The sequence below is a fragment of the Pedobacter nutrimenti genome (assembly GCF_032678445.1).
In the GTDB taxonomy this organism is placed as follows: Bacteria; Bacteroidota; Bacteroidia; order Sphingobacteriales; family Sphingobacteriaceae; genus Pedobacter; species Pedobacter nutrimenti_A.
In genome coordinates, this window is the sequence record NZ_JAVTSQ010000004.1 from 175779 (window position 1) to 201787 (window position 26009).

General features: G+C 41.8%; 15 protein-coding genes and 2 tRNA genes. 7 read left to right on the forward strand and 10 right to left on the reverse strand.

What is annotated here, in order from left to right:
• Positions 1-306: 306 nt before the first annotated feature.
• Positions 307-2079 carry an alpha-L-fucosidase gene (locus tag R2S08_RS08255; RefSeq protein WP_316834714.1) on the forward strand — a complete coding sequence of 591 codons (1773 nt, stop codon included), beginning with the start codon at positions 307-309 and terminating at the stop codon, positions 2077-2079.
• Between the two features lie 127 nt (positions 2080-2206).
• Here R2S08_RS08255 and R2S08_RS08260 read toward each other — a convergent pair.
• A tRNA-Ser gene (locus R2S08_RS08260) sits at positions 2207-2294 on the reverse strand.
• 139 nt (positions 2295-2433) lie between these two features.
• Here R2S08_RS08260 and R2S08_RS08265 point away from each other — a divergent pair.
• Both R2S08_RS08265 and R2S08_RS08270 read left to right on the forward strand, forming a co-directional pair.
• Entirely contained in the window at positions 2434-3888 is a 1455-nt protein-coding gene (locus R2S08_RS08265) for a serine hydrolase domain-containing protein (protein WP_316834715.1), read from the forward strand.
• 414 nt (positions 3889-4302) lie between these two features.
• Positions 4303-4965 carry an NADPH-dependent F420 reductase gene (locus R2S08_RS08270; RefSeq protein ID WP_316834716.1) on the forward strand — a complete coding sequence of 221 codons (663 nt, stop codon included), beginning with the start codon at positions 4303-4305 and terminating at the stop codon, positions 4963-4965.
• Positions 4966-5105: 140 nt separating this feature from the next.
• Here the strand turns inward: R2S08_RS08270 and R2S08_RS08275 are convergent.
• A tRNA-Ser gene (locus tag R2S08_RS08275) sits at positions 5106-5193 on the reverse strand.
• Positions 5194-5484: 291 nt separating this feature from the next.
• Between R2S08_RS08275 and R2S08_RS08280 the strand changes: the two genes are divergently transcribed.
• Both R2S08_RS08280 and R2S08_RS08285 read left to right on the forward strand, forming a co-directional pair.
• The gene (locus R2S08_RS08280) at positions 5485-5988 is read left to right on the forward strand and encodes a sigma-70 family RNA polymerase sigma factor (RefSeq protein WP_316834717.1); all 504 of its coding nucleotides are present in this window, start codon (positions 5485-5487) and stop codon (positions 5986-5988) included.
• Positions 5978-6601 (forward strand): hypothetical protein, encoded by a 624-nt coding sequence (locus tag R2S08_RS08285; protein ID WP_316834718.1) that lies wholly within the window; start codon positions 5978-5980, stop codon positions 6599-6601. The genes R2S08_RS08280 and R2S08_RS08285 overlap by 11 nt, the downstream gene beginning before the upstream one ends.
• On the opposite strand, the gene R2S08_RS08290 is transcribed toward R2S08_RS08285, so the two are convergent.
• Entirely contained in the window at positions 6571-7653 is a 1083-nt protein-coding gene (locus R2S08_RS08290; protein ID WP_316834719.1) for a fatty acid desaturase, read from the reverse strand. The two genes, R2S08_RS08285 and R2S08_RS08290, sit on opposite strands and share 31 nt — an antisense overlap.
• 481 nt (positions 7654-8134) lie before the next feature.
• Between R2S08_RS08290 and R2S08_RS08295 the strand changes: the two genes are divergently transcribed.
• Positions 8135-8776, forward strand: coding sequence for a GIN domain-containing protein (locus tag R2S08_RS08295; RefSeq protein ID WP_316834720.1), 642 nt, complete (start codon positions 8135-8137; stop codon positions 8774-8776).
• 429 nt (positions 8777-9205) lie between these two features.
• Here R2S08_RS08295 and R2S08_RS08300 read toward each other — a convergent pair whose 3' ends face one another.
• The 7 genes from R2S08_RS08300 to R2S08_RS08330 all read right to left on the reverse strand — a co-directional run bounded on the left by R2S08_RS08300 (position 9206) and on the right by R2S08_RS08330 (position 23262).
• Complete coding sequence (locus R2S08_RS08300) at positions 9206-10804, reverse strand: discoidin domain-containing protein (protein WP_316834721.1); 1599 nt, start codon at positions 10802-10804, stop codon at positions 9206-9208.
• Positions 10805-10846: 42 nt separating this feature from the next.
• Complete coding sequence (locus R2S08_RS08305; protein WP_316834722.1) at positions 10847-12553, reverse strand: RagB/SusD family nutrient uptake outer membrane protein; 1707 nt, start codon at positions 12551-12553, stop codon at positions 10847-10849.
• Between the two features lie 21 nt (positions 12554-12574).
• Positions 12575-15613 carry a TonB-dependent receptor gene (locus R2S08_RS08310; RefSeq protein WP_316834723.1) on the reverse strand — a complete coding sequence of 1013 codons (3039 nt, stop codon included), beginning with the start codon at positions 15611-15613 and terminating at the stop codon, positions 12575-12577.
• 22 nt (positions 15614-15635) lie between these two features.
• The gene (locus tag R2S08_RS08315) at positions 15636-17321 is read right to left on the reverse strand and encodes a RagB/SusD family nutrient uptake outer membrane protein (protein WP_316834724.1); all 1686 of its coding nucleotides are present in this window, start codon (positions 17319-17321) and stop codon (positions 15636-15638) included.
• Between the two features lie 18 nt (positions 17322-17339).
• Positions 17340-20465 carry a TonB-dependent receptor gene (locus R2S08_RS08320; protein ID WP_316834725.1) on the reverse strand — a complete coding sequence of 1042 codons (3126 nt, stop codon included), beginning with the start codon at positions 20463-20465 and terminating at the stop codon, positions 17340-17342.
• 31 nt (positions 20466-20496) lie between these two features.
• Positions 20497-21711, reverse strand: coding sequence for an alpha-L-fucosidase (locus R2S08_RS08325; protein ID WP_316834726.1), 1215 nt, complete (start codon positions 21709-21711; stop codon positions 20497-20499).
• A gap of 231 nt (positions 21712-21942) precedes the next feature.
• Positions 21943-23262 carry a hypothetical protein gene (locus R2S08_RS08330; protein ID WP_316834727.1) on the reverse strand — a complete coding sequence of 440 codons (1320 nt, stop codon included), beginning with the start codon at positions 23260-23262 and terminating at the stop codon, positions 21943-21945.
• A 181-nt stretch (positions 23263-23443) separates the two neighbouring features.
• Here R2S08_RS08330 and R2S08_RS08335 point away from each other — a divergent pair, with 181 nt between their 5' ends.
• Positions 23444-25822 (forward strand): hypothetical protein, encoded by a 2379-nt coding sequence (locus R2S08_RS08335; RefSeq protein WP_316834728.1) that lies wholly within the window; start codon positions 23444-23446, stop codon positions 25820-25822.
• Positions 25823-26009: the final 187 nt, after the last annotated feature.

A 26009-nucleotide genomic window follows, 5' to 3' on the forward strand; every position in this document is an offset into this window, starting at 1 on the left:
CGCAAATTTATTTTAATATTCCTATAAAAAATAGACCTATTATCATTTTCGGGCTTTGAGACAATACACTATACAGGAACCATCAACGCGAACCACTGATTTTTTAAAATGAACAGTAATTCTCTTTGTGTGTTGCATTCGGCTAATATAGACCCAGACTTTGCTAATTTACTTTTACAAAGGTTAATTGCACAACAGTAATTTAGAGAGTGAGGTTTAATGTCAGTAATCATTTATGGTACGGCCTTCTTTTAACATATAGAACTATTATAAATAACTAATCCTGACATACTAAATAAACAACACATGACAAAAATAATTTATCTAACCCTAACCTTCATTTGTTTGTATTGTACAAAATTGCAGGCGCAGTGGTCCGTATTGAATACGGATGAGATCCCTAAGCAAACGGCTTTTAAGTACCAATCTTTCAGCAAAGAGCAATGGGATGGAAGTAATTTCGCTAGTCCAAAGCAAATGGAATGGTTTTCCAACGCACGTTACGGCATGTTTATTCATTTTGGACTTTCTGCTTATGTTGATAAGGATATCAGCTGGGATATTTGTGAAACTCGTAAAGCTCCAGATATGGGGCATGGTGCTTATCTGGATACCGTATGGAAGAAATGGCCTTCGAAATTTAAAATTGAAAATTTTAATGCCCATGATTGGGTACAAATAGCAAAAGATGCAGGGATGAAATATGTTGTGGTAATTGCAAAACATCATGATGGTTTTCATATGTGGGACACTAAATTTTCTGATTTCAAGGTTACCAATACGCCGTTTGGTCGCGACTACTTAAAAGAAATTGCTGATGCCTGCCATAAAATAAATATGCCTTTTGGAATTTATTATTCTCAACGGGATTGGTATCATCCTGATTATGCACCGGTTGATACTTCAAAAGCAGTGAATAAGCAGAATGGACATATTTGGAAATCTCTTGCTGGAGGAAATGCAATTCCTGGAGCTACACACAAAAAATATATAGAATATCAACGTAATGTAGTCAGGGAGCTATGTACCAAATATGGAAAAATAGACATTTTTTGGTTTGATGCCGCCTGGTGGGGTGGGATGTTTACTGCTGATATGTGGGATGCGGAGAATTTGACCCGTATGATGCGCAAATTACAACCAGATATTATTATAAATAACCGCGCTAGTATTCCTGGTGATTTTGATACACCAGAACAAGAAGTAGGACGTTATCAAAGTCGGCCATGGGAAAGTGCGCTTACTTTAAATGGAAGTTGGGCTTATTCCCCAATTCCTAATAAATCAAAGAAAGAATTATTGCGTGATTTGTTTTCTTCTGCCCAGGGAAATGGCAATGTGTTGTTAAGCTGGGGTGCGCATTGGGATGGCAGATTTGACCCGGCCCAAAAAGATTTGCTGCTTGATATGGGAGGATGGCTGAAAAAATATGGTTATGCCTTTTATGAAACTAAAGGCGGACCATGGATGCCAGGGAAATGGGGTGGTGCTACCTATAAAGGAAATAAGGTGTACTTGTATGTTTATGATTGGAACAATGGTGAAATAAAGCTGCCTGCCTTACCAGATAATTCGGTTGTGAGCTCAAAATATTTAAATGTGGAAGGGGAAAAAGTTAATCTTAAAAGCGGGACTGAAGAATGGCAATTTTCCGCGCCAGTTCAACCAGATAGCATTGCTACTATTATTGAACTGGTGATGGAGAAACCCCTGAAGGGAGTGTTAAAGGCTAAAAATCATTCTGTTTTTGAAGGCATTGCTTTTGGGGGCGCTATAGAAAATAGAGAGATCGCCGGTACTGACTGGAAAAAAAGTCAATACATTCTTGATCTGAAAAAAAGTTGTAATGTTACGGGTATTGGGATCTATGACAGTAAAAATTCCATTGTGGTACGCGTCTCTTCTAACGGGATAAATTGGACTGAGGTTGGAAAGATAAGCGCTTCAGATAGAGAGCTCAGTCTTACTACCTATTTAGCAGGTGCCGAAGTATTAGGTCGCAACATACGGTATATACAACTGAACACGGCAGGAGAACCCTCAAAAACTAAGATTATGGTATATTCTAAGAAGCCGTGAACATGGTAAGTCAATTCACCGAATCACTCACCTATAGGATCTGAATTTGTGCGAAAATTGTAACCCTTTAAAATGTTAAAAGCCTGCTATCATACGATTTGCAGGCTTTTAAAAGGTTTTGATCTCTTGGCGGAGAGTGGGGGATTCGAACCCGCGGACCTGTAACAGTCAACAGTTTTCAAGACTGCCGCAATCGACCACTCTGCCAACTCTCCGGCGCAAAAGTACAAATACAAACCGATTCTGCAAACCCGAATCGGCTGCTAAGCTTTGTCTACGCTGATTATTAGGCTAATAAAACGTGTTAATACAAATTTTTATATTACTTTCAAATATTCTTAACCCTTAGTGAACTTGAAAAAGAGCCTTTTGATTACCTTACTGATGTTGCTTGGCTTTTTTACAAATGGGCAAAGCAGGTCTGAGCAACTACAACAATTGTTTGATACCCTATATGCGAAGCATCAATTTAACGGTTGTGTGCTTATTGCAGATTCTGGGCATCCAATTTTCAAAAGCGCATATGGTTATGCTGATCTTGATAAGAAAACTGCACTAAACCTGGAAACCCGTTTTGAACTGGCCTCCCTGACCAAGCAATTTACAGCGATGGCTATCATGCAACTTCAGGAGCAAGGCAAATTGAAATACAGTGATAGTATCCGGCAATATTTGCCAGGGCTTCCATATCATGGGGTTACAATAATTGATTTACTGCATCATACTTCCGGGATCGGGGATTTTTTAGGATGGACTTCTAACCAGATTGATACTGGAGAGATTCATACTACTGCAGATATCATCAAGCTGTTGCCAATGAACACGCCTGCTACCAACTTTGCACCAGGTACAGCTTTTGCCTATTCCAATTCTAACTATGTGCTGCTTGCAGCCATTATAGTTAAGGTATCTGGTCAGTCTTTCCGCAACTATATGGAAGAAAATATTTTTCATAAAATTGGCATGACAAATACATCGGTGTATTCCAGACGCACAGCAAAACATCCGCTGAATAATTATGCGTTGGGGTATGAGTGGGATGCAGGAGATAACAAGTTTGTAGCACCGGAAACCATGACCGCCAACAGGTATATTAACTATATGGATGGTGTGAATGGAGCCTATGGCATAAGCAGTACAGTAGAAGATCTGTTGAAATGGGACCAGGCGCTGTATACGCAACAACTGGTGTCATCTGCCACCATGAAAGAAGCATTTACTCCCCAAAAACTTAAAGATGGATCATATGCCGGTTTTGAAGAATCGATGCCTTACGGTTTCGGATGGATACTTACAACCGATACCAGTGAAAATACTTTTGTGTGGCATACAGGATCCTGGGCAGGTTATTCAAGCCTCTTAACCCGTTATACAAAACGCCGTCTTACGGTGATTGTACTTCAAAATATAGGAAATGACGTATCTCCTAATGCACTGATGGAGCCGGTTAGTCAGATATTAGATCAGGAACAAAATTATGATTTGCCGGAAGTACCTGCCCTGAAAAAGAGCATTGTAGTTACTTCTGCCCAACTAAAACCATGTGTGGGAACCTATCAGGTAAACGGAGATTCTTCAAAAAAAATGGTCATCAGCTCCCGTCAAAATCGTTTGTATGCCAAATATATGGAGCAAGTAACTGCCAACATCTATCCCTCGTCTGCCGAAACTTTTTTTTATACGGTGATAGATGCGACTATAAAATTTACAAAAAAGAATGGAAGTAATTATGATGAATTAACGCTGTTTCAGAATGGTCATGAAGTTTTGATGCATCGGATTCAATCTATAGTACTTGAAAAGCAATAATCACACTGTTCCCATTTTGTATATTTGATGATTATAGCTAATAAAGCGACTATGATTTTGGAAAACATAATCAACCATTTCAATACAGAAACTTCCGTGTAATTATTGAAGACAAATATATCGAACTTCAAGACAGGTTATTGCAAACGGTTAGTGCCACTGCATTGAACAGGTATGAAAGTTTTATTAACCAATATCCTCAATTAGCCAATAGGCTACCCAGTACTCAGATCGCTTCCTATTTGGGTGTTACCCCCGAATTTCTAAGTAAAATAAAGAATGAGCGATTTAAAAAGTAGCTTAGCTCTTAAACTACATTAAGGGTATTTCTTATCATACCTTATAAGTTCAGATTGATTGTTCATTGCAACTTTGTATTGTCAATATCGACATACAAATTTTTAATATAAGGCGATGAACACAACAACTAAAAAAACTAAAGTAGCCGTTATCGGTTTAGGAAACATCGGTAAAGCCATTGTTGCCAATCTTGTAAAAGGTAACCATCCGGTTATTCTTTCTTCCAGAGAAATTGAAAAGGCAAAAAGCCTTTCTGCGGAGATAGGTACTCTTGCTACGGCCGAAGAGATAGGTCAGGCGATCAACAATGCGGACATCATTATTCCAGCCATCTATTTTGATGAAATCAAGGAATTTTTAGAGAAATATGCCACCGAGCTGAAGGGTAAAATAATTGTAGATGTGTCCAATCCTATTGCACCGGATGGCAATGGAGGTTTCAAAAAAATTATTGATAAAGATGTCTCTGCCGGTCAAATCCTTTCATCATTGATACCAAAAGATGCAAGCCTAGTAAAGGCATTTGGAACATTAGGTGCGGGCTCTTTGTCAGGAGATGCATTTGCGGAGCCTGAAAGAAAGGTGCTTTTCTACGCATCGGACAGTACGAACAGCAATAAACAAATTGAGGAATTGATCACCGATAGCGGCTTTAAGCCTTTTCATATAGGTGGGATCAATCAGTCTATCCGCATTGAAGTATTTGGTGACCTGCATGAGTTTGGGGCATTGGGTAAGACCGTAACGCTTGAAGAAGCAAAAAACGTATTAAACTAACAAAAAAACAAGGCATTATGAGAATGGTTATTGTATCGGTAGTAGCCAAAGTAATTATCAGAGTGCTTTAATCATAAACTTAAACAAAAAAGCCTGCTATCTTACGATTTGCAGGCTTTTTCTTGGTTTTGATACCATAGTGGCGGAGAGTGGGGGATTCGAACCCGCGGACCTGTAACAGTCAACAGTTTTCAAGACTGCCGCAATCGACCACTCTGCCAACTCTCCGGCGCAAAAGTACAAATACAGACTGATTTTGCAAACTTTGATTAAGTAATACTTGGTTGAGAACTGATTATCAGATAGAATAATTGTTGTTGAACTGTTTTTTACGCCGTTTTTCGTTATTTACAGCCATTACTATAGCCTGAATTTGTAGCAGAGAAAATATATTTTGAGATTTTTTGTAACGAATGATGACCTGCGAATACTTATTGATTAAACAACTTTGATGGGTATAACTTTATAAATACATTAGATATAACCTAATACCAGTAAACGACTATTAAAACCGATACATTGAATACAAGAGAAAAGGAATTTCTTGAGCTTATTGATACCCATAAAGGTATTATTCATAAAATCACCAGGATGTATATGAATAATATGGAGGATCAGGAAGACCTGTTTCAGGAGATCGTAGGTCAGTTATGGAAGGCTTTTGACTCTTTTAAAGGGAACAGCAAGTTCTCTACCTGGATGTACCGTGTTGCTTTGAATACCGCTATTGTATTCCTTAAGAAGGAGAAAAGAAAGGTGGGCACTACAGACGATATCCCGGAGAATATAGCCCAGGAACCTGACGATACAGGAGAAAAGGAATTACAATTGAAACTTTTCTATGCAGCGGTGCAAAAACTCGATAAGATAGAACGGGCGATTATCTTCTATCACCTCGAGAATTATTCTCATCGGGAAACCGGAGAAAACTTAGGGATTACAGAAGTAAATGTCCGGGTAAAGTTAAACCGGGCAAAAAATAAAATTAAGGAACTTATACAAAAACAAGGATATGAATTTTGATGACTTTAAATCTGCCTGGGAAAATGACAAGGCAGAAGATCCTATAAAAACAACAATTGACTTAGATAAGTTTAAGACAGCTCGGTTGCCACTGGATCAGTTGCGTGCTAAAATGAAAGACGAGTTCTGGGTGCAATGCATAGCCCTTTTAATTACGGCCTTTTTTCCGCAGATATTCGGTTTAAACCAGGAATTTTACTTGCCTTTTTATGGTTTTTTTGTCTTCTATCTGGCTATTTGTGTGTATTATCTGTCCAGGTTTTACTTTTTCTATAAGCGGCTTTTGCCTGCAGATTTACCCACCATGGAAAATTTGTACGAAACTTATTATGATATAAAATTGCATATAGAGATCTATAAATCCTTTACCTATGCCTTATTGCCCTTCGCTTTTGTGTTTGGGGGGATGATTATTCTGAACGTCAAAAACGGAAAAATAGTGAGGATGTTTATGGAACATGGTATCTCCAACAACCTCACTATTGTCCTTGTCGCTTCTTTTGCCATCGGTATGATCGTTCTGATGCTGATAACCGAGTTTTGGGTTCGGAAGCAGTACGGTAAGTACGCCGCTCAGATCCGTCAGTTACTGGACGAACTTAAAGGGGCCTGAGCGGGTATACCCGCTTTTTCTTTCAGTTTCTCTTCCTGGTAAGGTTGTGCAAAACGAAGTTTAAAGTCTCGTTTTGAATCGTGATAAGAGGTGATGATACCCATTTTTCTTCCAGACCAGATATAGTACCAGGCCAGGTCTATCTGATGCGTCAGAAATCCTGTTCTGGCGCTTTTTGGATATAAATGGTGGTTGTTGTGCCATTCACCGGCCACAATTCCGGGCCACATCTGATTGATGGACATATCGTTTGTATTAAAGTCTGTACCTTCTCGTCTTTTGTCTTCTCCTTTTCCATGACCTTCGTAGTTAAATGTACGTACACCAACAGCCCAGAAAGCGGCTGCAGCAAATACTGTACAAGCCATTGGATGTCCGCCAATTAAAAAGAAAACGGCGTACCAAAAGGACCAGTTCAATAAGCAAAATAAGATCGCTGTGCCAGGATGGGTTACCGAGCCCCAGCTTTGATACTGGGAATAAGTGTTTGGAGTTACCCCGGTATGCTGCATCAGTTTTACTGTTCTGGAGTAATCTTTTTCCGATAAGGTTTTTGATATTGGCTGATGGTTTACGTCGGCCAGGAAACAATATAGGAAACCTCCGGAAGCATTATATGGATCTCCGGGTTGATCTGATTTTGCATGATGTACGTGATGGGAAACCACGTATATTTCTTCTGGGATCATACTTATGGTTAAATTCTGGGTAATGAAACGCCAAAATTTGTTCTTAAAAGTGTAAGCTTGATGTGTACAGTACCTGTGGTGCCATATGGTTCCATGGGTACCCATAGCAATCATGCTGTATACGAAAAAGACAATAAGCAGTGGTATACTGAAAAATTTAAATATAAACAGGAAAACCAGTGGAACGAGTATCAGTACTCTGAACCAGCTAAAGAAAGGAAGCCAGTTTTTCCTGCATTTTATAACGTTCAGTCTCTTAAAGAACTCTTTAAATAATTGTTTTGCTGTGGGTTTACTCAGCGTCCCCTCGTCGTCGGCCCAGCCGTACACCGGCGGATCAAGCACTCTGTCCAAATAGGCCATCAAATATAAATTTGCTCAATATACAATTCAATTTTGACAATAGTGTGATATTTTATGAATAAGTTCTGTATGTCACTTCCACATAAATTTCATATGAAGAATACATTAACTGCATAGCATCTGCACAGCAGGTACATACATTGTTCGCAAAACAGGGGCTTATGTGCGAACAATGTGTGCAGTTTGTATGGGTTTGCCGTACAGTTGGCCATATGAAAATTTTGCCCTATTGATTCGGGGCTAACGATATCAGGTGCGCTGAAGAAGCGCACAGATCTCTGAGGCCGCCTCATCTAATAGGGTAAAATTTTCTGTAGCAAATTGCAGAGGGGGCTGAGTGGACAGGACTGGTCGTCAATAACTGTGTGTTCGTCGATGGTTACCCTGCTGTTGGTCTAATAGGGGCAAAAGGGGTGAAACGTTTCCGGTTTGCGCAGGTCTTATGTACAAAAAGAATTTAAAAAACTTAAAACATAAAGATATGAAAACTGCTATCAAAACCTTATTCGCAACAGCATTAACTGCTATCGTTTTAACCTCATCTGCGTTTGCTACTTTTGCAAAAGAAGGGGACAAAAATCCATCTGCAATTTCTACCGTTTCTGGTGCAACAATGATCAAAGTGACTGGAAATTTGAAGGTGTATTTAACTCAGGGAACTAAAGAAGGTTTCCGTGTAGAGACAGATCAACAGGAAGCTAAAGTTTCTTTCAAAAGAGAGGGTAATAAATTGTTCATCAATTCTACGGGTGATGAAACAACAACCGTTTATTTGACAGTGAATGATTTGAAAAGAATCGATGCTTCTGAAAATGCAATTGTAAAATCAACCGGTCGTTTCAACTTACCAGTGCTTCAGGTATTTGTACAGGATAATGCTAAAGTGGATGTGAATGTTGTTGCTCAGGATGTATACACCGTGACCAAAGATGCTTCTACTTTAAAACTAAGCGGATCTGCAGAACGCCATGTATCGGTAATCTCTGATGCTTCACAAATCAATGTAAATCAATTTGCAGCCTTAAAAACTGTTTCATCGAGCCCTGTATTTCACGCTGATCTGGACGCTCAGCTTGCAGAGTCAGTTAATATAGTTGTAACTTCTAGCAAGCTTTCCAAATAAGAATAAAGAATCTGAATATAAATGGCGGGTATCTAACTGATACCCGCCATTTCTGTTTAGCGATTTCATCAATTGTGTAGGTGACTTGCCCTATAATATAGGTTTTAATATCGTATTTTGTGGTTATGCGCAGAAAATTGGAGTGTTTGTCGCGCGTTCTTCCAAGAATTGGAAGAACTAGGAGGCAGGTACTAAAGAGCTTAGTGCCCTGTTTTTAATTGATGTTTTTCCTATATAAAAAATTGCTAATGCATTCTCTCCGGTCTGCCCCCAGGAAAATATGTTTTACGGATCGAACATCAGAACCTGTAAGGTTAAGAGAGATCAGAAAACATATTTTCAATCTAAATCGCACCAATGTAGGCTTTAAGATTTTCAAAGCCCCGGAATAATTTCCAGGGCTTCTCTTACCAGCATTTGAGTCAAACTTTAATAGGTCCCTACCTCTGCAATGGCAGAATCATTGGTGCCATCATAGTTTGAGGTAACAACCAACCTGAAATACCTTGCGTTAACAGGAGTACTCAGATTATAAATACCTTTAATGGCATTGTTTGGTGCAACAAAAGTACCCGCAGGTGTATAAGTTGTATTATCGGTACTGAACTCCACACGAAAATCTTTCACCATTTTCAGCGTATCCGAGCGTTGTTTAAGTGTAAAACCATGGATCAGCCTTAAAGACGACATATCTACCCTGAAACTATGCGGAAGAACACCAACAGGCGCACTGGTATACTTTGAGCGCCAATAGGTAGAATTGCTTCCATCAATCAGGTTTGAGGCCGGATAATTGGTTTCCTGCGTACTTTGAGCAATGACCACCCATCCCGTTTTTGGATATTCATTAATGATATTGAATACCGGAACATTATTGATAAAATCGAAATTATACGTTGTTTGTGAAATAGTTCCGTTTTCATGGATCAATTTAACCTTCAGTTCATAGGGTGTTGTTCCCTTAACCTGCATCTCCGCAATTGGAATTTGTACATAAAAACTATCCGTACCAATAACATTGCTTTTCCATGAATTTGCATTATAGTCTTTGTTTGTTCCTACACCCTCATTGTTTACATTCGGATCCAGGTAATAGGCTACATTTGTTACGGTTGTGTTGGTTTGAAAACGCCCGGACACCGTGATGTCGCCGCTGGCCGAGTTGTATGAAGCAAAAATCCTCTGGATAGAAGCCGCAACAGGGGTATAATAGGTAATGGAACTGCTGGTCTGAAAAATTTGGTTTGCGTTCAGAATGGCGCAATCGGCTGCGGTCAGAAAAGTTGGCGACTTTCCATAGGTATAGTTGCCTGCACCCATCAGTGCTGTTCCAAAGTTCGGGTCATTTTTTTGTGAGACCAGCTCCTTATTGTGCGGAAGGTTCAGGCCATGCCCCATTTCATGGAACATTCCACCGATCCATTTTGTTGCCCTGTTTCCTAGTGTGGTACTCTGACCAAGGTATTTTATATCCAGGTCAGCATAGTCCAGGGCGTAATCCCAACGCCCGGTGCCATAAAACGGAACACCACCGGGTTCACCATTGGCATCATATGTTGCAGCAGGCATGATCACAAGCACATGATCACTGGTAAAATCAGATGGATGTGTTGTCCTATAGGCATTTATCTCTGCTGCTGCAGCGGCAGAACCGCCAGTATATGGATAGCTTGCCTTGGGCAGCGATCCGTTGATAACGATAATTTTAACCTGTTTTGCCACGGTATCCCTTAAGAGCCCAAAGGTCTTAAAACCATACCCCCGTGCCTGCATCTGGTCTCCATAGAATTTTTGTCCCTGCAACAATATGGCCCCTAAACGTGTTCTGTACCCTGGGATCGTGTCATTATCGGAGGGTACAAAATACACAACAGTCAGGTTTTTATCATGATCGCTTGTAAAAACAGGATCGGTCGAAAGTAATGTTGCAGAGCCCTTGGCAGGGAGCGTTTCTGCGTTCATGATTTTCTTACAGGAGGCGCCCGCGAAGGCTATCCATAGCAAAAGCAATAAGGTTCTTTTTTTCATAATTCAGTTCTTTTGAAATCGTTATTTGTTGTTGTGAAATGCTTATTTGACCCAGCCCGCATTTTGTATCAGTTTAGGATTAGCCAGAATTTCCCGTTGCTGTATAGGGTATAGGTTCATATACTCTTTAAATATCCTGTCTTCGATTTTATAAGGGGCATAAGTAAATGTCGTGCCCGATTTTGTGACCTTCATACCAAAAAAAGGCCCGTTAAAAACATCCTTGGCTATATTCCACCTTCTCGCGTCCCAGTACCGATGACCTTCAAAAGCCAGTTCTACACGTCTCTCATTCCGGATGCGGTTGCGCATTTGCTCTTTGGTGAGTCCGGCAGGTAGATTGGGCATTGTAACCCTGGCTCTGATCTTGTTAATTGCGGCATAGACTTCTGCAACCGGGCCTTCTGCTTCATTTTTGGCTTCTGCATAATTTAAAAGCATTTCTGCCAGCCTGAAATAGATGAAATTATGTTGGCTGGCCTGGGCTAATGGAAGGCTTAGGTTCAGGTCAAGGTGCTTTTTCATATAATATCCAGTTAAAGAGCCAAATACTTTCTGCGGACCATCCAGTCCTCCATTAAAGGTTTCTATATTTCTGCCTGCTTTAAACACCGCACCATTATAAAAGATTGTAGCGGCAAGTCTTGGATCTCTGTCGTTATAAGGGTTGGCTGGATTGTAGTTGCTTGTCGGATCAGAAATAGGTTTACCTGAACTTTTCATGTCATAACTGTCTACCAGCGATTGGGACGGATTGATTCCTCCCGTACTTCCATCAATTCCGATCGGGTAATTGGCCGTTTCCAGGACATTTGAATTTGTGGCCGGTCTGGACCAGATGATCTCCGATAAATTTGTCGTATTGCCTTTGAACAAAGCCTCATACCCTGCGATCCCGGAATTTAATGACATAGTTGGCGTTACAGGAGTACCATCGAAAAAAGGTTTGGCCGCTGTATAGGCCGCTATCCATTTATCGGCATCGTTACCTGGATTGTTAATTGGGCTGGCTGCATATAATAATACCCTGGATTTTAAAGCTTGCGCAGCCCATTTTGTCGCTCTGCCATAATAGTTGACGACAGAAATGCTCCTGGGGCCAGCAATCAGATAGGACGTTGGTAATTTAAGCGCTGCTGCATCACAGTCGTCCACAATCTGTTTAACCACCTGGTCATAGGTGTTCCTGGGCAGATCAAGGTCGTCATCAACACCCAGCACCTGTGTAACCAGAGGTATGCCTCCATAACGCTTCAACAGTTCGGCATAAAAATAGGCCCTCAGAAACAGTACCTCGCCAATCAGACGGTCTTTTTGTTCGGTCGCCGTGTAGCCGTTGATCTTCACATCGGTACCATGATCTTTTAGTTTTACCAGGTCTATTTTGCTTAAGAACATATTGCATTTGCGTATGCCTGCATAAAAGGCGGCATATTTATCATCCGGATTTAACGTAATGCCCCAACTGTCGTTTGTAAAACGGTAGGAGGCATTACCCGGATTGCCGTGGCGGGCATCATCTGTAGCGGCCTCATTCAACGTTGAGGAAAAGTCTGTATAGCCATTGGGTATAACGGCATACACATCAGTTACAAAATCTGTTGCATAATTGATGTAACCAAAAACAAGTGAGTCTTTAACTTCAATGTCCAGAGGCCTGTCTAATACACTTTTTTTACAGGATGTTATTGTAGCCAGCAGGCAGAAAGATAGGCCTGTACCAGCAATAAGTTTTAATATCGGGTTCATAAAATCTATTTATTTATGAGGTTAAAATTCTACGTTTAGGCCAAAGTTGAAAGATTTTGTTCTGGGATAGCTGCCAAGGCCTGCACCCAAAAATTCGGGATCCAGGTTTGAAGGCAGGTCACTCCAGGTACAGAGGTTAAAGGCGCTCGCAAAAAGACGGGCATTGGCCAGTTTAACCTTGCTCACCAGGCTTCTCGGAAGAGAATAGCCAATCTCGATGTTCTTAAGTCTGAGGTAGCGGCCGTTCCTGGTCCAGAATGAGGATGCCTGATAGTTATTGGCATTCGTTCCTAAAGACAGGCGGGGAGAGGTTGCTGTTTCGGCTGTTTCTGGTGTCCATCTGCCCAATATAAAATCAGTGGGCTTATTGTCGTCGTTAAAACCCTGTGTGGCCGAATTTAGTACACTCACTGTCCGGCTGCCAGCGCCCTGGAACAATACTTTCAGATCAAAGCCTTTATAGGCCAGGTCCAGACTTGCACCATAATAAAACTGCGGAAGGTTTGGATTACCCAGTTTGATCTGATCGTAAACATCCACCACTCCATCGTTATTCTGGTCTTTGTACTTGATATCGCCTGGTTTTACTGCGCTGAAATTCTGTTTTGGACTGTTGTTGATGTCGTTCTGGTCTTTAAAGAAGCCAATTGCGGTTAAGCCAAATGGAGTTCCCAGGGCATTGCCTGTTCGGTACAGGTAATCGTAGGGCTGGATCTGTTCTTCCTGGTTGATGATCTTATTTTTGATAAAAGAGCCTAGGGCATGCACTGCAAAAGAAAATCCATTAATTCTTCTCTGGTAGTAAATATCCCATTCTAAACCCTTGTTCTCCATAATACCCACATTAAAGGGTTTGGTCGTAAATCCGCCGATACTCGAAATTGATGAAGGATAGGCCAAAATATCTTGCCTCCGTTCCTTAAAAACATCAATACTGCCACCAAGGGTATGGTTAAAGAACTCCATATCTACACCGATGTTGGCATTCTTGCTGGTTTCCCAGGTAATGTTCTCATTTCCCAATTGGCCTTCCCTTCGTCCGGTAGCGGTAGCTGGGTTATTGCCAAAAACATAACTACTTCCAGTTTCGTAATTGCTTAAATAAAGGTACCTGGCCCTTGCATCACCACCTATGCCGAAATCGGTGTTTCCTAACAAGCCATAGGATCCACGCAATTTTAACAGGTCAATAAGATCTGATTTTGCAAAGGCCTCATTGCTGATGATCCAACCAAGCGCCAAAGAAGGGAAAAAACCGTAACGACGTCCTTTCGGCAAATTTTCACTGCCGTTATAACCGGCACTAAATTCAGCAACATATCTTTTATCATAATTGTAAAAGGCCCTGCCAAAAAATCCCTGGGTAGCATAAGGATAATCGTCACCCGATAGTGTGTTTACACTCTGATTGAAGCCTACACTAGCATTCAGTTCTTGCTTGTCACCAAAAGTCCGCTGATAATCGGCCTTGGTCCAAAAAATATTCAGCCTGTTCTGACTTGCTGTTCTTGCCCTTACGGCCAGAGCAACATCGTTCCCAAACTTCTGATAGGAACCATCAGACTGCAGTTCATAACTGGCAAAATTCATGCTTCTGCCCTCGGTATTGTTATAGCTGTTATAATAGGAGAAAGCACCTGTTAAGCTGAGCCCTTTAACAAGTTTATCCAGATTCTGGCTTAAGCGAGTTGTACCCAGCAGGCTACGGGTGGCAATATTGGTATAACCGGTACGGGTAATGATGCCATAAGGGTTGCGGGCAAACTGACTGTTCCCGCCAATGTTCCCATTACTGTAGATCATAGGAAATAAGCCCGAAGGATAGCGGGAGAGGTTTAACCAGATGCCATTGGTTCCATCTGTACCGGCTCCCGGCGATCTTTGATTTTCAATGCGCCCTCCAAGATCGACAGATGCCGTTAGGCTGGGGGTAATGGAAAAATCGATATTTGTCCTGAAGTTGTATCTGTCAAATGAATTATTGCTGTTGAACTGATATAATCCCTCATTAAAATCGCCGTATTTGAAAAGACCTTCCTGTTTGGCGTATCCCAGCAATACGAAGTACCTTACTGCATTGGTCCCTCCGGAAAAGGTAAGGTTATACTTTTGCTGGATAGCTTCTGTTTTGATCAATTCTTTATACCAGTCTACATCCGGGTACTGATCCTTATTCCTGTTCGGGTCATCATAGGCGGCTATCTGTTCTGGTGTAAACCTTACCGGGAGGCCGTCATTGGTTGCAGCCTCGTTGTACAACATCATATAATTCTTTGCTCCAAGATAATTTTGGGGAGCATTAGGCTTTATAAAACCGAACTGGGAATAGAAATTGATCTTGTTTTGATACGCAGTTCCTCTTTTTGTGGTTACGATCAATGCCTTGTTTGCTCCGCCTATACCGTAGGTAGCATTGGCAGCCGCATCTTTCAAAATTGATATCTGATCAATTTCCAGAGGATCCAGCTGGCTGAATGTAAGGGGTACATTGTCTACATAGGTAGAGATGCCACCAAAGTTATACGTGCTTGTGCCTCGTATGTACAAAGATGATCCATCATAGCCCGGCTCGTCGCTTCCCTGCACTGTAATTAGCCCCGCCATACTGCCCGCCAATGAGTTTGAATTGTTGAGGTTGTGGTATTTGGACATTTCTGCACCAGTGGTGGTACTTATCGCTCCCGGATAGTATTTTTTTGCAACCGTAGTGTTCCAGGGCAAAATGATGTTGCCATCAAAATTTTGCGTTGGATAGAGAACGATTGAATTATAATCCTGTATGGCATTAGCCGCTTGTTTAAAGGGCAGGTAGCCATTTTTGCTGATGTAAATGGTATCTGCTCCTTTGTCGCTTATGGAAAAAGCGCCTTTTGAATCGGTAATGATGGGATATTTTGAGGTCCCAGCATCTACTCTTGCGCCGGCGACCGGTTTTCCAGACTGATCTTTAACCACACCTTTTCTCCCCTCCTGGGCAAATACAGAAGATAGAACTGAAAGGATGATTATCAGGGATAAAAAAGCTTGTTTTTTTATCTTTTTATAAAAATTGTTCATCATAAAAATTGTTAGGTGTTAAAAATCAGTAACCTGGATTCTGGACAATATCTGCCCCTTTGAATATCTCTACATCCGGTATAGGGTATAGATACATCCGAGGTACAAACTTTCTAACTTCTAGGGTGTAACGTTTATGGGTAATGGTGGTGCCGTTTTTTTCGACAACAAAGCCCTGAAAAGGACCGTTATCTGTCTGTTCTGCAATTTTCCACCGCCTTACATCAAAGTAACGCTGGTTTTCAAAGGCCATTTCCACTGCACGCTCGTTCTGTATACGCAGGCGCATTTGCTCTTTGCTTAAGCCGGCAGGTAGGGGAGGCATCACTACAGTTGGTCTGTTTCTAACGGTATTAATGGCCGTATAGGCTTCTGTTGTAGGTCCATTCACTTCGTTTGCAGCTTCAGCCAGCATCAGGTATACATCTGCCAGCCTGATGTAATGATATTTGGTTACAATAGCTGAATTGTCCGGACGCTGGAATTTTTTAATGGTCATCGCTGTTTGGTTCTGGGTTCCCCAGTCCAGACCGGGAAGGTTGTTGTTGGAGAGGTCCCTGGCCCAGAATTCCATGGTATTTCCTCTCCACAGATCGCCATTTTTTAATACACTAAAAGCCAGACGAGGGTCGCGGTTTACCCACCATTTTTGTTCGTCGTATCCGGAACCGGCGTCATTTATCGCCAGGCCAGATTTCATCTCAAATTTATCAACCAAGTTAAGCGATACATCAAATCCTGTAAAACCACCCATGCGGTTTGGTGGATTAAAATAAGTATTAGACTGGCTGGAGCCTTGTCTGTACCAAATGATTTCCTTGTTGTTCGGGTCTCTGGATTCGGTAAAAAGTTTATCAAATCCCCCGTTATATAAACTGTACCAGTTTGAGCCGGCCGCATTCTTGCTGAAAAAATCGCGGGCGGCCTCCAATGCACGCTGCCAGCGTGCAGGATCTGCGGCAGGGTATCCCGTTACTGCGTTTCCTGAACCATTAAACAAGGGGCTTGCTGCAACTAATAAAACCCTGGCTTTAAGTGCCGCACAGGCAGCAGCGGTTGCCCTGCCTCTTTCCAGATCAGAAGGGGGCGACCAGGGTAAAACTGCAGCTGCAGAGTCTAATTGCTTTACTATAAAATCTACACATTCTGCATAAGTATTGCGTTTAATGTCCTTTTTCAGTTCAGCCTGCGCATTTAAGTCCTTAATCTGCTCATAATCTATGGGGCTGGTAATAATGGGCATGCCACCAAAACGTTTTAAAAGTTCGGTATAGAAAAACGCTCTTAAAAACTGTGCTTCAGCCAGGTATTGATCTTTTAATGCCGGGGTAAAGGTCATCAGGTCCTTATTGGACAGCATAACATTGCACTTGCGTATTTTACGGTAGTTGTCGTTTAAAGATGCATTATCGGGGTTGTTACTGCCATCAAAGGAGGCTACATTGCTGGCATTCGATGAGTAATAGGCATAGCCTGCTTCTGCTTCGTCGCACATATTTGTAAAACCAGTGCCAGATCCAAACTGGTCCGGGCCGCCATTCAGCTCAGAATAGATATTGGCCAAAAAGCCCGAAGTTTGTAGCTGGTTGCTAAATATGGCGTTCGCGTCAACTACATTTACCGGAGGAGAGGATAAAAAATCTTTTTTACAGCCGATGATCGCACAGCTGCTTAGTATAAAAACTAAACTATATATAAATGCTTTTTTCATTTTTTCTTAATGTTGGAGTTAGAAAGAGACACTTGCGCCAAAATTGAAGATGCGCTGCTGCGGGTAATACCAGGCTCTGATATCCCTGTTCTCCGGATCCATATAATCTACCTTGTCCCAGGTGTAAAGATTAAAGCCATTGGCATAAACCCGGGCATTGGTTAACCCGATCTTTTTTATCCATGACATGGGCAGGGTAAAGCCCAGTTCAGCTGATTTAATACGCACATAACCTGCATCGATCAGGAAAAAATCATTAGGAACATAGTTGTGCTGACTATCATCCGGAGAGGACGATAACCTTGGGTAAGTCGCAGTGGCAGCTGTAGCTGGAGTCCAACGGTTAAGGTGCAGGTCCATTACCTTTCCTTTGTTGAAAAACTCCCATCCAGCCTCCATTGTCCTCACCATGGAAGTTTTCGATACGCCTTGTATCAGCAGGCTAAAATCGAAGTTCTTATAGCTCAGTGATAAAGTACCTCCAAAGGTAAACACAGGAACTAATGGGTTACCAATAGGGACCTGATCATAGATGTCGATGATCCCGTCATGATTCTGATCTACATATTTAAAATCTCCTGGCTGCAATTTGCCTAAGGGACCCGGATCAAATGATGATTTGGCCCAGCTGTCTATTTCTGCCTGATTGTTGAAAAAACCGGCCGTTTGATAGCCCCATTGCTGACCGATTGACTGCCCGGTCTGGCGCATCCAGGGGTATTTTTTTCCGGCTTCGTCTCTGAATATAATTTTGTTCCTGGCATAATTTAAGTTTGCCTTAATGGTATAACCAAAATCGTTTATTTTATTATTATGGCCAAGTTCAATCTCGTAGCCCTTATTTTGCACAATACCCAGATTGACTACGGGAGACGTCTGGCCAAAAGTGGTGGGGATATTGCCGTACCTGCTCAGAATATTGCTCCGCTTATCATAAAAGACATCTATATTTAAGGTCAGCTTGCTTTTCAGGAAGGCACTCTCCAAACCTAAATTGGCCTTATTTGCTTTTTCCCAGGTAACCACGGGGTTTCCAAATGCGCCTTCTACATAGCCAGATACTGTATTGTTATTGGTTAAACCAAAAGAATAACCTGTACCTGTAGTAAATGAGTTCTGGATAAACAAAAAGCGGTCGGTGGTATTGGTTTCCTCGCCATATTTATCATTCCCCACCTGGCCATAAGAGCCTCTGATCTTTAACAGGTTGATCCATTTAGCCTCTTTCAAAAATTCTTCATGAGAAGCTACCCAGCCTGCGGAGATGGAGGGAAATAAGCCGTATTTTTTGTTTGACGGAAAGTTTTCGGAACCATTGTAGCCCAGGTTTGCTTCGGCAAGATATCTATCGTCATAATTATAGGTCACCCTGCTCACTACACCCTGATAAGAGAATGGCCAGTCGTAGGCAGCGTTGTTTCTTATTTTCCGGCTTCTGTTTCCAAGTATTAATCCGGTAATGGTGTTTTTTCCGAAAGAATTGGTGTAATTCAAAGCAGCCTCCAGATAGGTGGTGCGGGCAACAGCAGGGTCAAACACCTGGGAGAAAGCTAAAGTTGGGTTATAAGATCCGGCGGCTTCACTATAAATATAAGTGCCGTCATCATTTTTCCCCAGTATTTTGTACTTTAGATAGTCGGCATAGGAACGGGTAACGGTATGGGTATACTCATTGGTAAAAGACAGATTGGTTTTAAAGCTCAAGCCTTTAAGCAGGGAGCTGAGTTTATAATCCAGCACCACTGTTCCCTCCAGTTTATTGTTGTATTCTTTAGAAAAGCCCGATTGAAACTGGGCCAGTACATTTGCCTGCCGGAAATTGTAGCCATAGGTGCCATCTGGATTGGTTAGTGGCGCGCTGTTGGGAGGAAAAGCCACTAATGAACTAAATAGCGTTGATGTTGATGTAGCGGGACCATTTCGTGTTTGTGCCCTTACCGCCAGATTTGCTGATATTCTCAAGTTTGGCGTTACATCCAGATCTACGTTTGACCGGAAATTGTAGCGGTTATAATTCAGATCGCCATTAAATGCATTCTCATTTGTTCCGGTATGTTTATATAATCCATCTTGCGAAAAGTAACTGCCCGAGACAAAATATTTGGCAATTTTAGTGCCTCCAGATACATTCGCATTAAAATTATACTGGTTTGCTACGGGTTTTAAAAATTCTTTCATATAATCCACATCCGGATACAAATAGGGATCGGTGTGGTTTTTAAAGCCGTCCAGGTCTGCTTGAGAATAGGCATAGAAGGGGCCTTTGCCTTCGTTTGCATAAGCCTCGTTTAGCAACAACGAGTAGTTGTAGGCATCCAGGTAATGCGGCAGGCGCGTAGGCTGTTGTATGGCGTTGTTGGCCGTGATGCTGACTATGGTTTTACCCTCTGTTCCGCGTCTGGTGGTGACCAGTATGACCCCGTTTGCACCACGTACACCATAAACTGCAGTGGCCGAAGCATCTTTTAAAATGCTGATGTTTTCTACTTCATTGGGGTCAATGGTGCTAAAGGTTCGTTCTACACCATCAACAAGAACCAATGGGGAAGCATTGTTGTAGGTTCCCTGGCCACGTATCAGTAAATTTGCGGCATCCCGGCCCGGGTCGCCGGATGTCTGCTGTCCGATCAGGCCCGGCAGCCGGCCAACAAGAGCATTGTTCAGGTTGGCAACAGGAGATTGCTTCAATTCTTTTGAAGAAACCGTGGATATTGCAGCGGTTACACTAATTTTTTTCTGCTGACCGAAACCCACAACGACCACCTCATTAAGGTCACTGTTGTTTTCTTTCAGTACCACAGTGAGGCTTTCCTGGGAAGAGATGGTAATTTCCTGGGAGATGTAACCTGTAAATGTGACCAGAAGGACGTCTCCGGGTTTTGCGTCGACCGTAAACAGGCCGTTGTTGTCGGTTCCGACCGCCTTTTTGCTTCCTTTGATGGTAATTGTTGCTCCCGGAAGTCCCAGGCCTTTCTCATCGATGATTTTTCCCTTTATGGGCTTAAAGAAATTCCTTTTTAGGTGAATTTCTTCTGTGGCAATTGGATTTGTTGCAAGATGCGGATGTCCATTGGCCTGAAAGCCGGATACCACGATTTGAACAGTTACCAAGCCGGGTAAGAATCTGGTAAAGAATTTAATCATTTGTTTGGGATTTGATTGGTTTGTATTGTTTTTACTTTATGGTTTCTAGGTCACGTTCGGTAATTGTTTTTTTTTCTTCGCGCAGTTTCATATAATCTTTTTTGTTCAGAGTGGGGAAGCCTTTTAGTTTTAGCTGCTTTCCTACTTCTATCAGGGCATTTTTATCGGCAGGAACAATAGAGCCATCGGGATAGGGACCAATATTGAGCAAAAGATTAGCATTGTTGTCTGCAGCTTTTTGAAGCAGTTGCATAACCTCGTCAGCACTTTTATGCGTCGCCTTATCGTAATAGCCCCATAGAGAATTCTGCATAGTGGTGGTTAATTCTGCCTTTTTAGCTTTGTTTTTCTCCCATGCCAATGAAGCCATTTCAGCTGTTTTGTTTCCCTGAACACTTTTCATGAGCGAATTGAGCGACTTTACTTCATGCTCACAACTGATAAAATCTTCGTTTCCGTTAAAACCTGTTTTGTAAGAAATTAAAGATTGCGGCTGCAACCTTCTAATCATCTTATAAATATCTTCTACTTCGAAAAGGTCTGGATTGGTATAGGCACCACCAATAGGGTCGAACCAAAAGCCGGCCACTGAACCATAATTAGTGCAGAGCTCGTAAATCTGTGCTTTTACCGAATTCCAGTAATAAACAAAGTCAGATTTATCCTGAAAACGGATTTCTGATTGTGGTGTACTGTATGCTGGCCTGGCTTCATTATAATATTTTTTAGTTAAATAGAATGGGTGTGTCCAGTTGATACCTAAGGAATAGTAAATAAATAGTCCCAGCCCTTCCCGGTTGCACGCAATAGAAAGTTCCTTTAAATAGTCCCGGTGGGCGGCGGCCTTCATACTGGTAAAATCAGTAGCCTTACTGTTGTACATGGCAAAACCATCATGATGCTGTACTACATAGGTAATATATTTCATATGCGCCGCCTTGGCCAGGTTAACCATACTGTCGGCACTGAACTTCTCTCCGGTAAATTTCATGGCCTGTTCTTTATAGAGAGCAATCGGAATTTTATTATAAAACATATTCCATTCTCCTTTTTTATAAAAAGTTGAGGCACCCCAATGAATAAATAAACCAAAACGGGCATCATCAAACCACTTTAAAGCGGCCTGGTGTGGGTCTTTGCGATAAAGTTCTTTGTACGACCGGAGGTAAGGGGGCAGTGGCTCCTGAGCGGTTACTATAGCATAGGAGATAATAATTAACAGTGCTGTTAATAATTTACGTTTCATATTTAAGTTTGGTTAAGGTTAATTTTTTGTTAACTAATTAGTTTCCAGATGATTTGTGTTGTGGTGGATGTGCGGTTGCTATTTGGTTATCGTAAATTTATTACAATAGGGGGAAGGTGCGAGGCATTTATGCCTTGCAAAATTATTGCAAAAGAATGTGTAAGGTAATTATTTGTTAATCAGCGTATTGTTGTGTTTTTGCTGTGCTAAATGAACAAGGTAATTGTTTATTTACAGGGTACTTCCGGTCTTAAGGTCTTTAAGTTGAAAGTTTTTGAATTGCCCGATACCGGTAAACATAATCTTTATGCCCATTACCTTACCGATCGGTTTGTTGTAGTGGGTTTGAAAAACCAGCTGGTTATTGATGAGTAGCTTTACTTTTTTATTGGCAATGTTCAGGATAATATTGGCTCCCGATGTCAGGTCATGACCTAATGATCTAAGATCGGTGGTTTCCCCATCTTTCAGGTTTTCTGAAAACTTGAAACCAGCCCATACTGCACATTCGGGTTTTATGATATCTATATAATGTATATCTCTTTCTCCGTAAATGACAATGTCTGCCTGGGAGCACCTAACACCCTTTCGGGGGAGGGATGTTTTCATATAGGCGGTCATTTGCAGATTATCGGCACTAATGTCTGTTGGTTTGATATTGAGGAAGGAAACCAAAAATGTTTTATTGGTATCTATACCTGCAGCGGCCACTTCAGCTGCACTTGCCGTAAATACGTTATTCGGGTCGGTATTTTTGAGTTTTATCTGTTGAAACCAGGCCGTATCGGCGATTGCATGGGTTTGAATTGTCCATCCATTGCTTTTCAGGTAAACAATGGTGGTGTCCAGAATGGTGTTTTCATGGTACAGTTTTGGAAAGAACCGACCCGGATGTTCATAATAATGGTTAACAATTTGATCTGTACCGATGGATTTTCTCTTTTTTCCATCACCAAAATCAACCACAAGGTCTGAAGGCGTGTCTGTTTTGTTTCCTTTTAATTTGAAGATGGCAGAGTGCGGCATTATGCCTTCTGGATTGACACAGACCAATTTAACCTGACCAGCATTTTGATGATTGAATACGAAAAAGTATAATACGGAAGCCGATAACAGGATCAGGACTATCAGTAAGCTATATTTATAAGATGTATAAGTCCTTTTTGGGGGAGTTACAGAAACAGGTGGCACCACATCTGCAACAGGTATATCTATCTTTTCGCTCAGGGGAGCCTTTTCATTTTGAACGGAATTCATCAGTTCAAATTCGTACCAGTCGCGATAACCTAAAAACTGTACGAGCGCATCTCTTGTGGCTGCCTGGGGATAATAACGTGTTGAAGTTTTTAGTTTACCAAATACTCTTTTTAGCGTTTCGGGACTTAATCTGACCTTGGTTTGGTTGAACAACTGCCGGCTCAGCATCTCATAATCGCTGTTTTTCCATTCAGAAATGTCTTCTTTTCCAACCTTCACTGCTATTTTTTCACAGCAAATGCCCAGTAACTGGAAAAAAATCAGCTTATCAGCTTGTTCAGAATCATTTTTCATTTGTTGTAACCGGTTGTTTTTTAGTTGTATAGCTTGTTCAGGATATTGATTTGGTATTGCATAGTCTACAGGTTGGCTTTGGAACCAAGACCTGCTAAATTTACATAAATGTCCAATAATTCAAAATGATTGACATACCAACCAAATAAAAAATCAATAAACCTACAACACAATAATGACGATGAGAAAAATATCTCTTCTGCTTGCGGCTACATCGCTTGTTTCGATGAATACGTGGGCACAAACTGCCAGACCTCTGCAGGTCAGCGGAGTTTATCCGCACCTGGCTACATTTAATGAAAGCTGGACCCTGCCAAACAGCACGAAAAAGACCAATGGCGATGGTGCCGAGAATGGTATAGGCGCTCTTACGCCCTGGGCAGGACAATTATGGATGGTTACCTATTCGCCACATATGCCGAAGGGAAGTTCTGATAAGCTCTATAGCATAGATCCTGATTTAAAGGTAACTGTACATCCGGAAAGCATTGGTGGAACGCCCGCAAACCGGATGATCCACAAAGAATCCAGGCAGCTGATTACCAGTAATTATTTTATAGATGAAAAAGGCCATGTGCGGGTAATTCCGTTTTCGGTGATGCCGGGCAGGATGACCGCCACTGCACGTCACTTAACAGATCCGGTAAACATGGTTTATTTTTATGATATGGAGGGCATGTTATATGAGGCCAATGTACATACGCTTGAGGTTAAAAAGTTGTTTAACAAACCCGTGCCCGGCTGGCATGGTAAGGGTGCCTATACTGCACAGAAGCAACTTGTTGTGGCCAATAATGGAGAAGATGCTGTTTTTAAAATACGGAAAGAAGATCTTGAGGCTGGTGATCTGCCCCAAAATGAGGAGGAAAAGGGCGTATTGGCGAGCTGGGATGGCAAAGCCTGGAAAATTATTGAACGCAGGCAGTTTACCGATGTAACCGGGCCTGGAGGAATCTACGGTTCGCCTGATGACAAAAGCCCGTTGTGGTCTATTGGCTGGGACAAGCGTTCTGTGATGCTGAAATTATTGGATCATGGGCAGTGGTATACTTACCGCTTACCCAAAGCAGCACATACCTATGACCATCGTGGTGGCTGGTATACAGAATGGCCACGGATCAGAGCGGTAGGTAAGGATAAAATGATCATGGATATGCATGGTATGATGTATGATTTTCCTATAACTTTTTCCAGAAAGAACAGCGGTGGTATTTTACCTTTAAATAGTCATTTACGTTATATTCCTGATTTTTGCAGCTGGAACAACCAGATCGTGATCTCTACCGACGAAACTACCGTGCTGGAAAACCCGATGGCCGGACGTGCGCAGTCTAACCTTTGGTTTGGCCAGTGGAATGACCTGAAAAGCTGGGGCAGTACAACAGGCTGGGGTGGGCCATGGGAAAATGACAAGGTTAGGGCTGGTGTGGTTTCTGATCCTTTTCTGGTAAAGGGTTTTCCTGAAAAAGTACTTCACCTAACGCAGAACTCAGATCAGACTGTGCGTTTTACCATCCAGATTGATCAATTGGGCAACAATACCTGGGTGGATTATAAAACGATATCGGTACCAGCAAAGGGTTACAGTTATTTTCTGTTCCCTGCAAACTTTAATGCTAACTGGGTACGTTTTAAAACGGATAAAGATTGTACTGCATCTGCATTTTTCCATTTTACGGGTAAAATGCAGGAAAAGCAGGACCAGATGTTCAGTGCTCTTGCAGGTATTCATGAAAATGCTGCTGTTCATGAAAACCTCATCCGGCCATCGGGCTATAATAAAAACCTCCAGGTTCTCGATATAAGCGGCGGTAAGAAAAAATATGGCGAAGTGGATGAAAAACTGCAGTTTTTGAGCAGTACGCCCGACAGTACAAAACAAATGGAAAGGTTGCTGGCCATCAAGAAAAACTATTCTATAGATGAGGCTTCGGTGATTATCAAAGATAAAACGGGTACGTTCCGTTTGCCGGCAGGTTCTCTGGTTTATGAAACGTTTGCTTCGAGAGATAAACGTGAAGTTGAATCAGAAAGATTTATGCTCAATATTCAGGGTACGTTTTATGAGGTAGGACGTGAATCCGGATATATTGCTATGCGGCCGGTAACTACTCACGATAAAAAGATCACGGACTTCTGTACCTGGAGAGGTTTATTGGTGTTGAGTGGAACCAAAGAGAACGCGGTTGCTGATGGACATTTTTTTGGGAACAGCGCAAATGGGCTATGGTATGGGGGCATTGATGATTTGTGGAAAATGGGAAAACCAAGGGGCCAGGGGGGTGTTTGGAAGAAATCGGATGTGAAGGCGGGTGTGCCGTCTCTGCCTTATTTAATGACGGGATATGACCGGAAAAAGGTATCGATTACGGCAGACAGGGATGTGAATATTACGCTGGAAATTGATTTTGATCTGACTGGTTTTCATAGTTATAAAAGCTTTTCGGTAAAAGCAGGGCAAAGTATTGACTATGAATTTCCAAAAGGTTTTAGTGCGCATTGGGTAAGGGCAATTGCAGACAGAGATTGCCGATCGACTGTGATGTTTACTTATCAGTAAGTTTTTTTGTGAAAATAGGATTTATGGTCTCTCTGGGCCTTACAGGCCCTGAGGTTCGACCATTAAATCCTATTTTCCTGGGTGCAGACCGGGGAGGGTGGTTAGAGAGAAAATTGGTTATTGTTGATGCAGCTATCCTATTATGTGGGTTTTAATATTATATTTTGTGGTTTTGCGCAGAAAATTG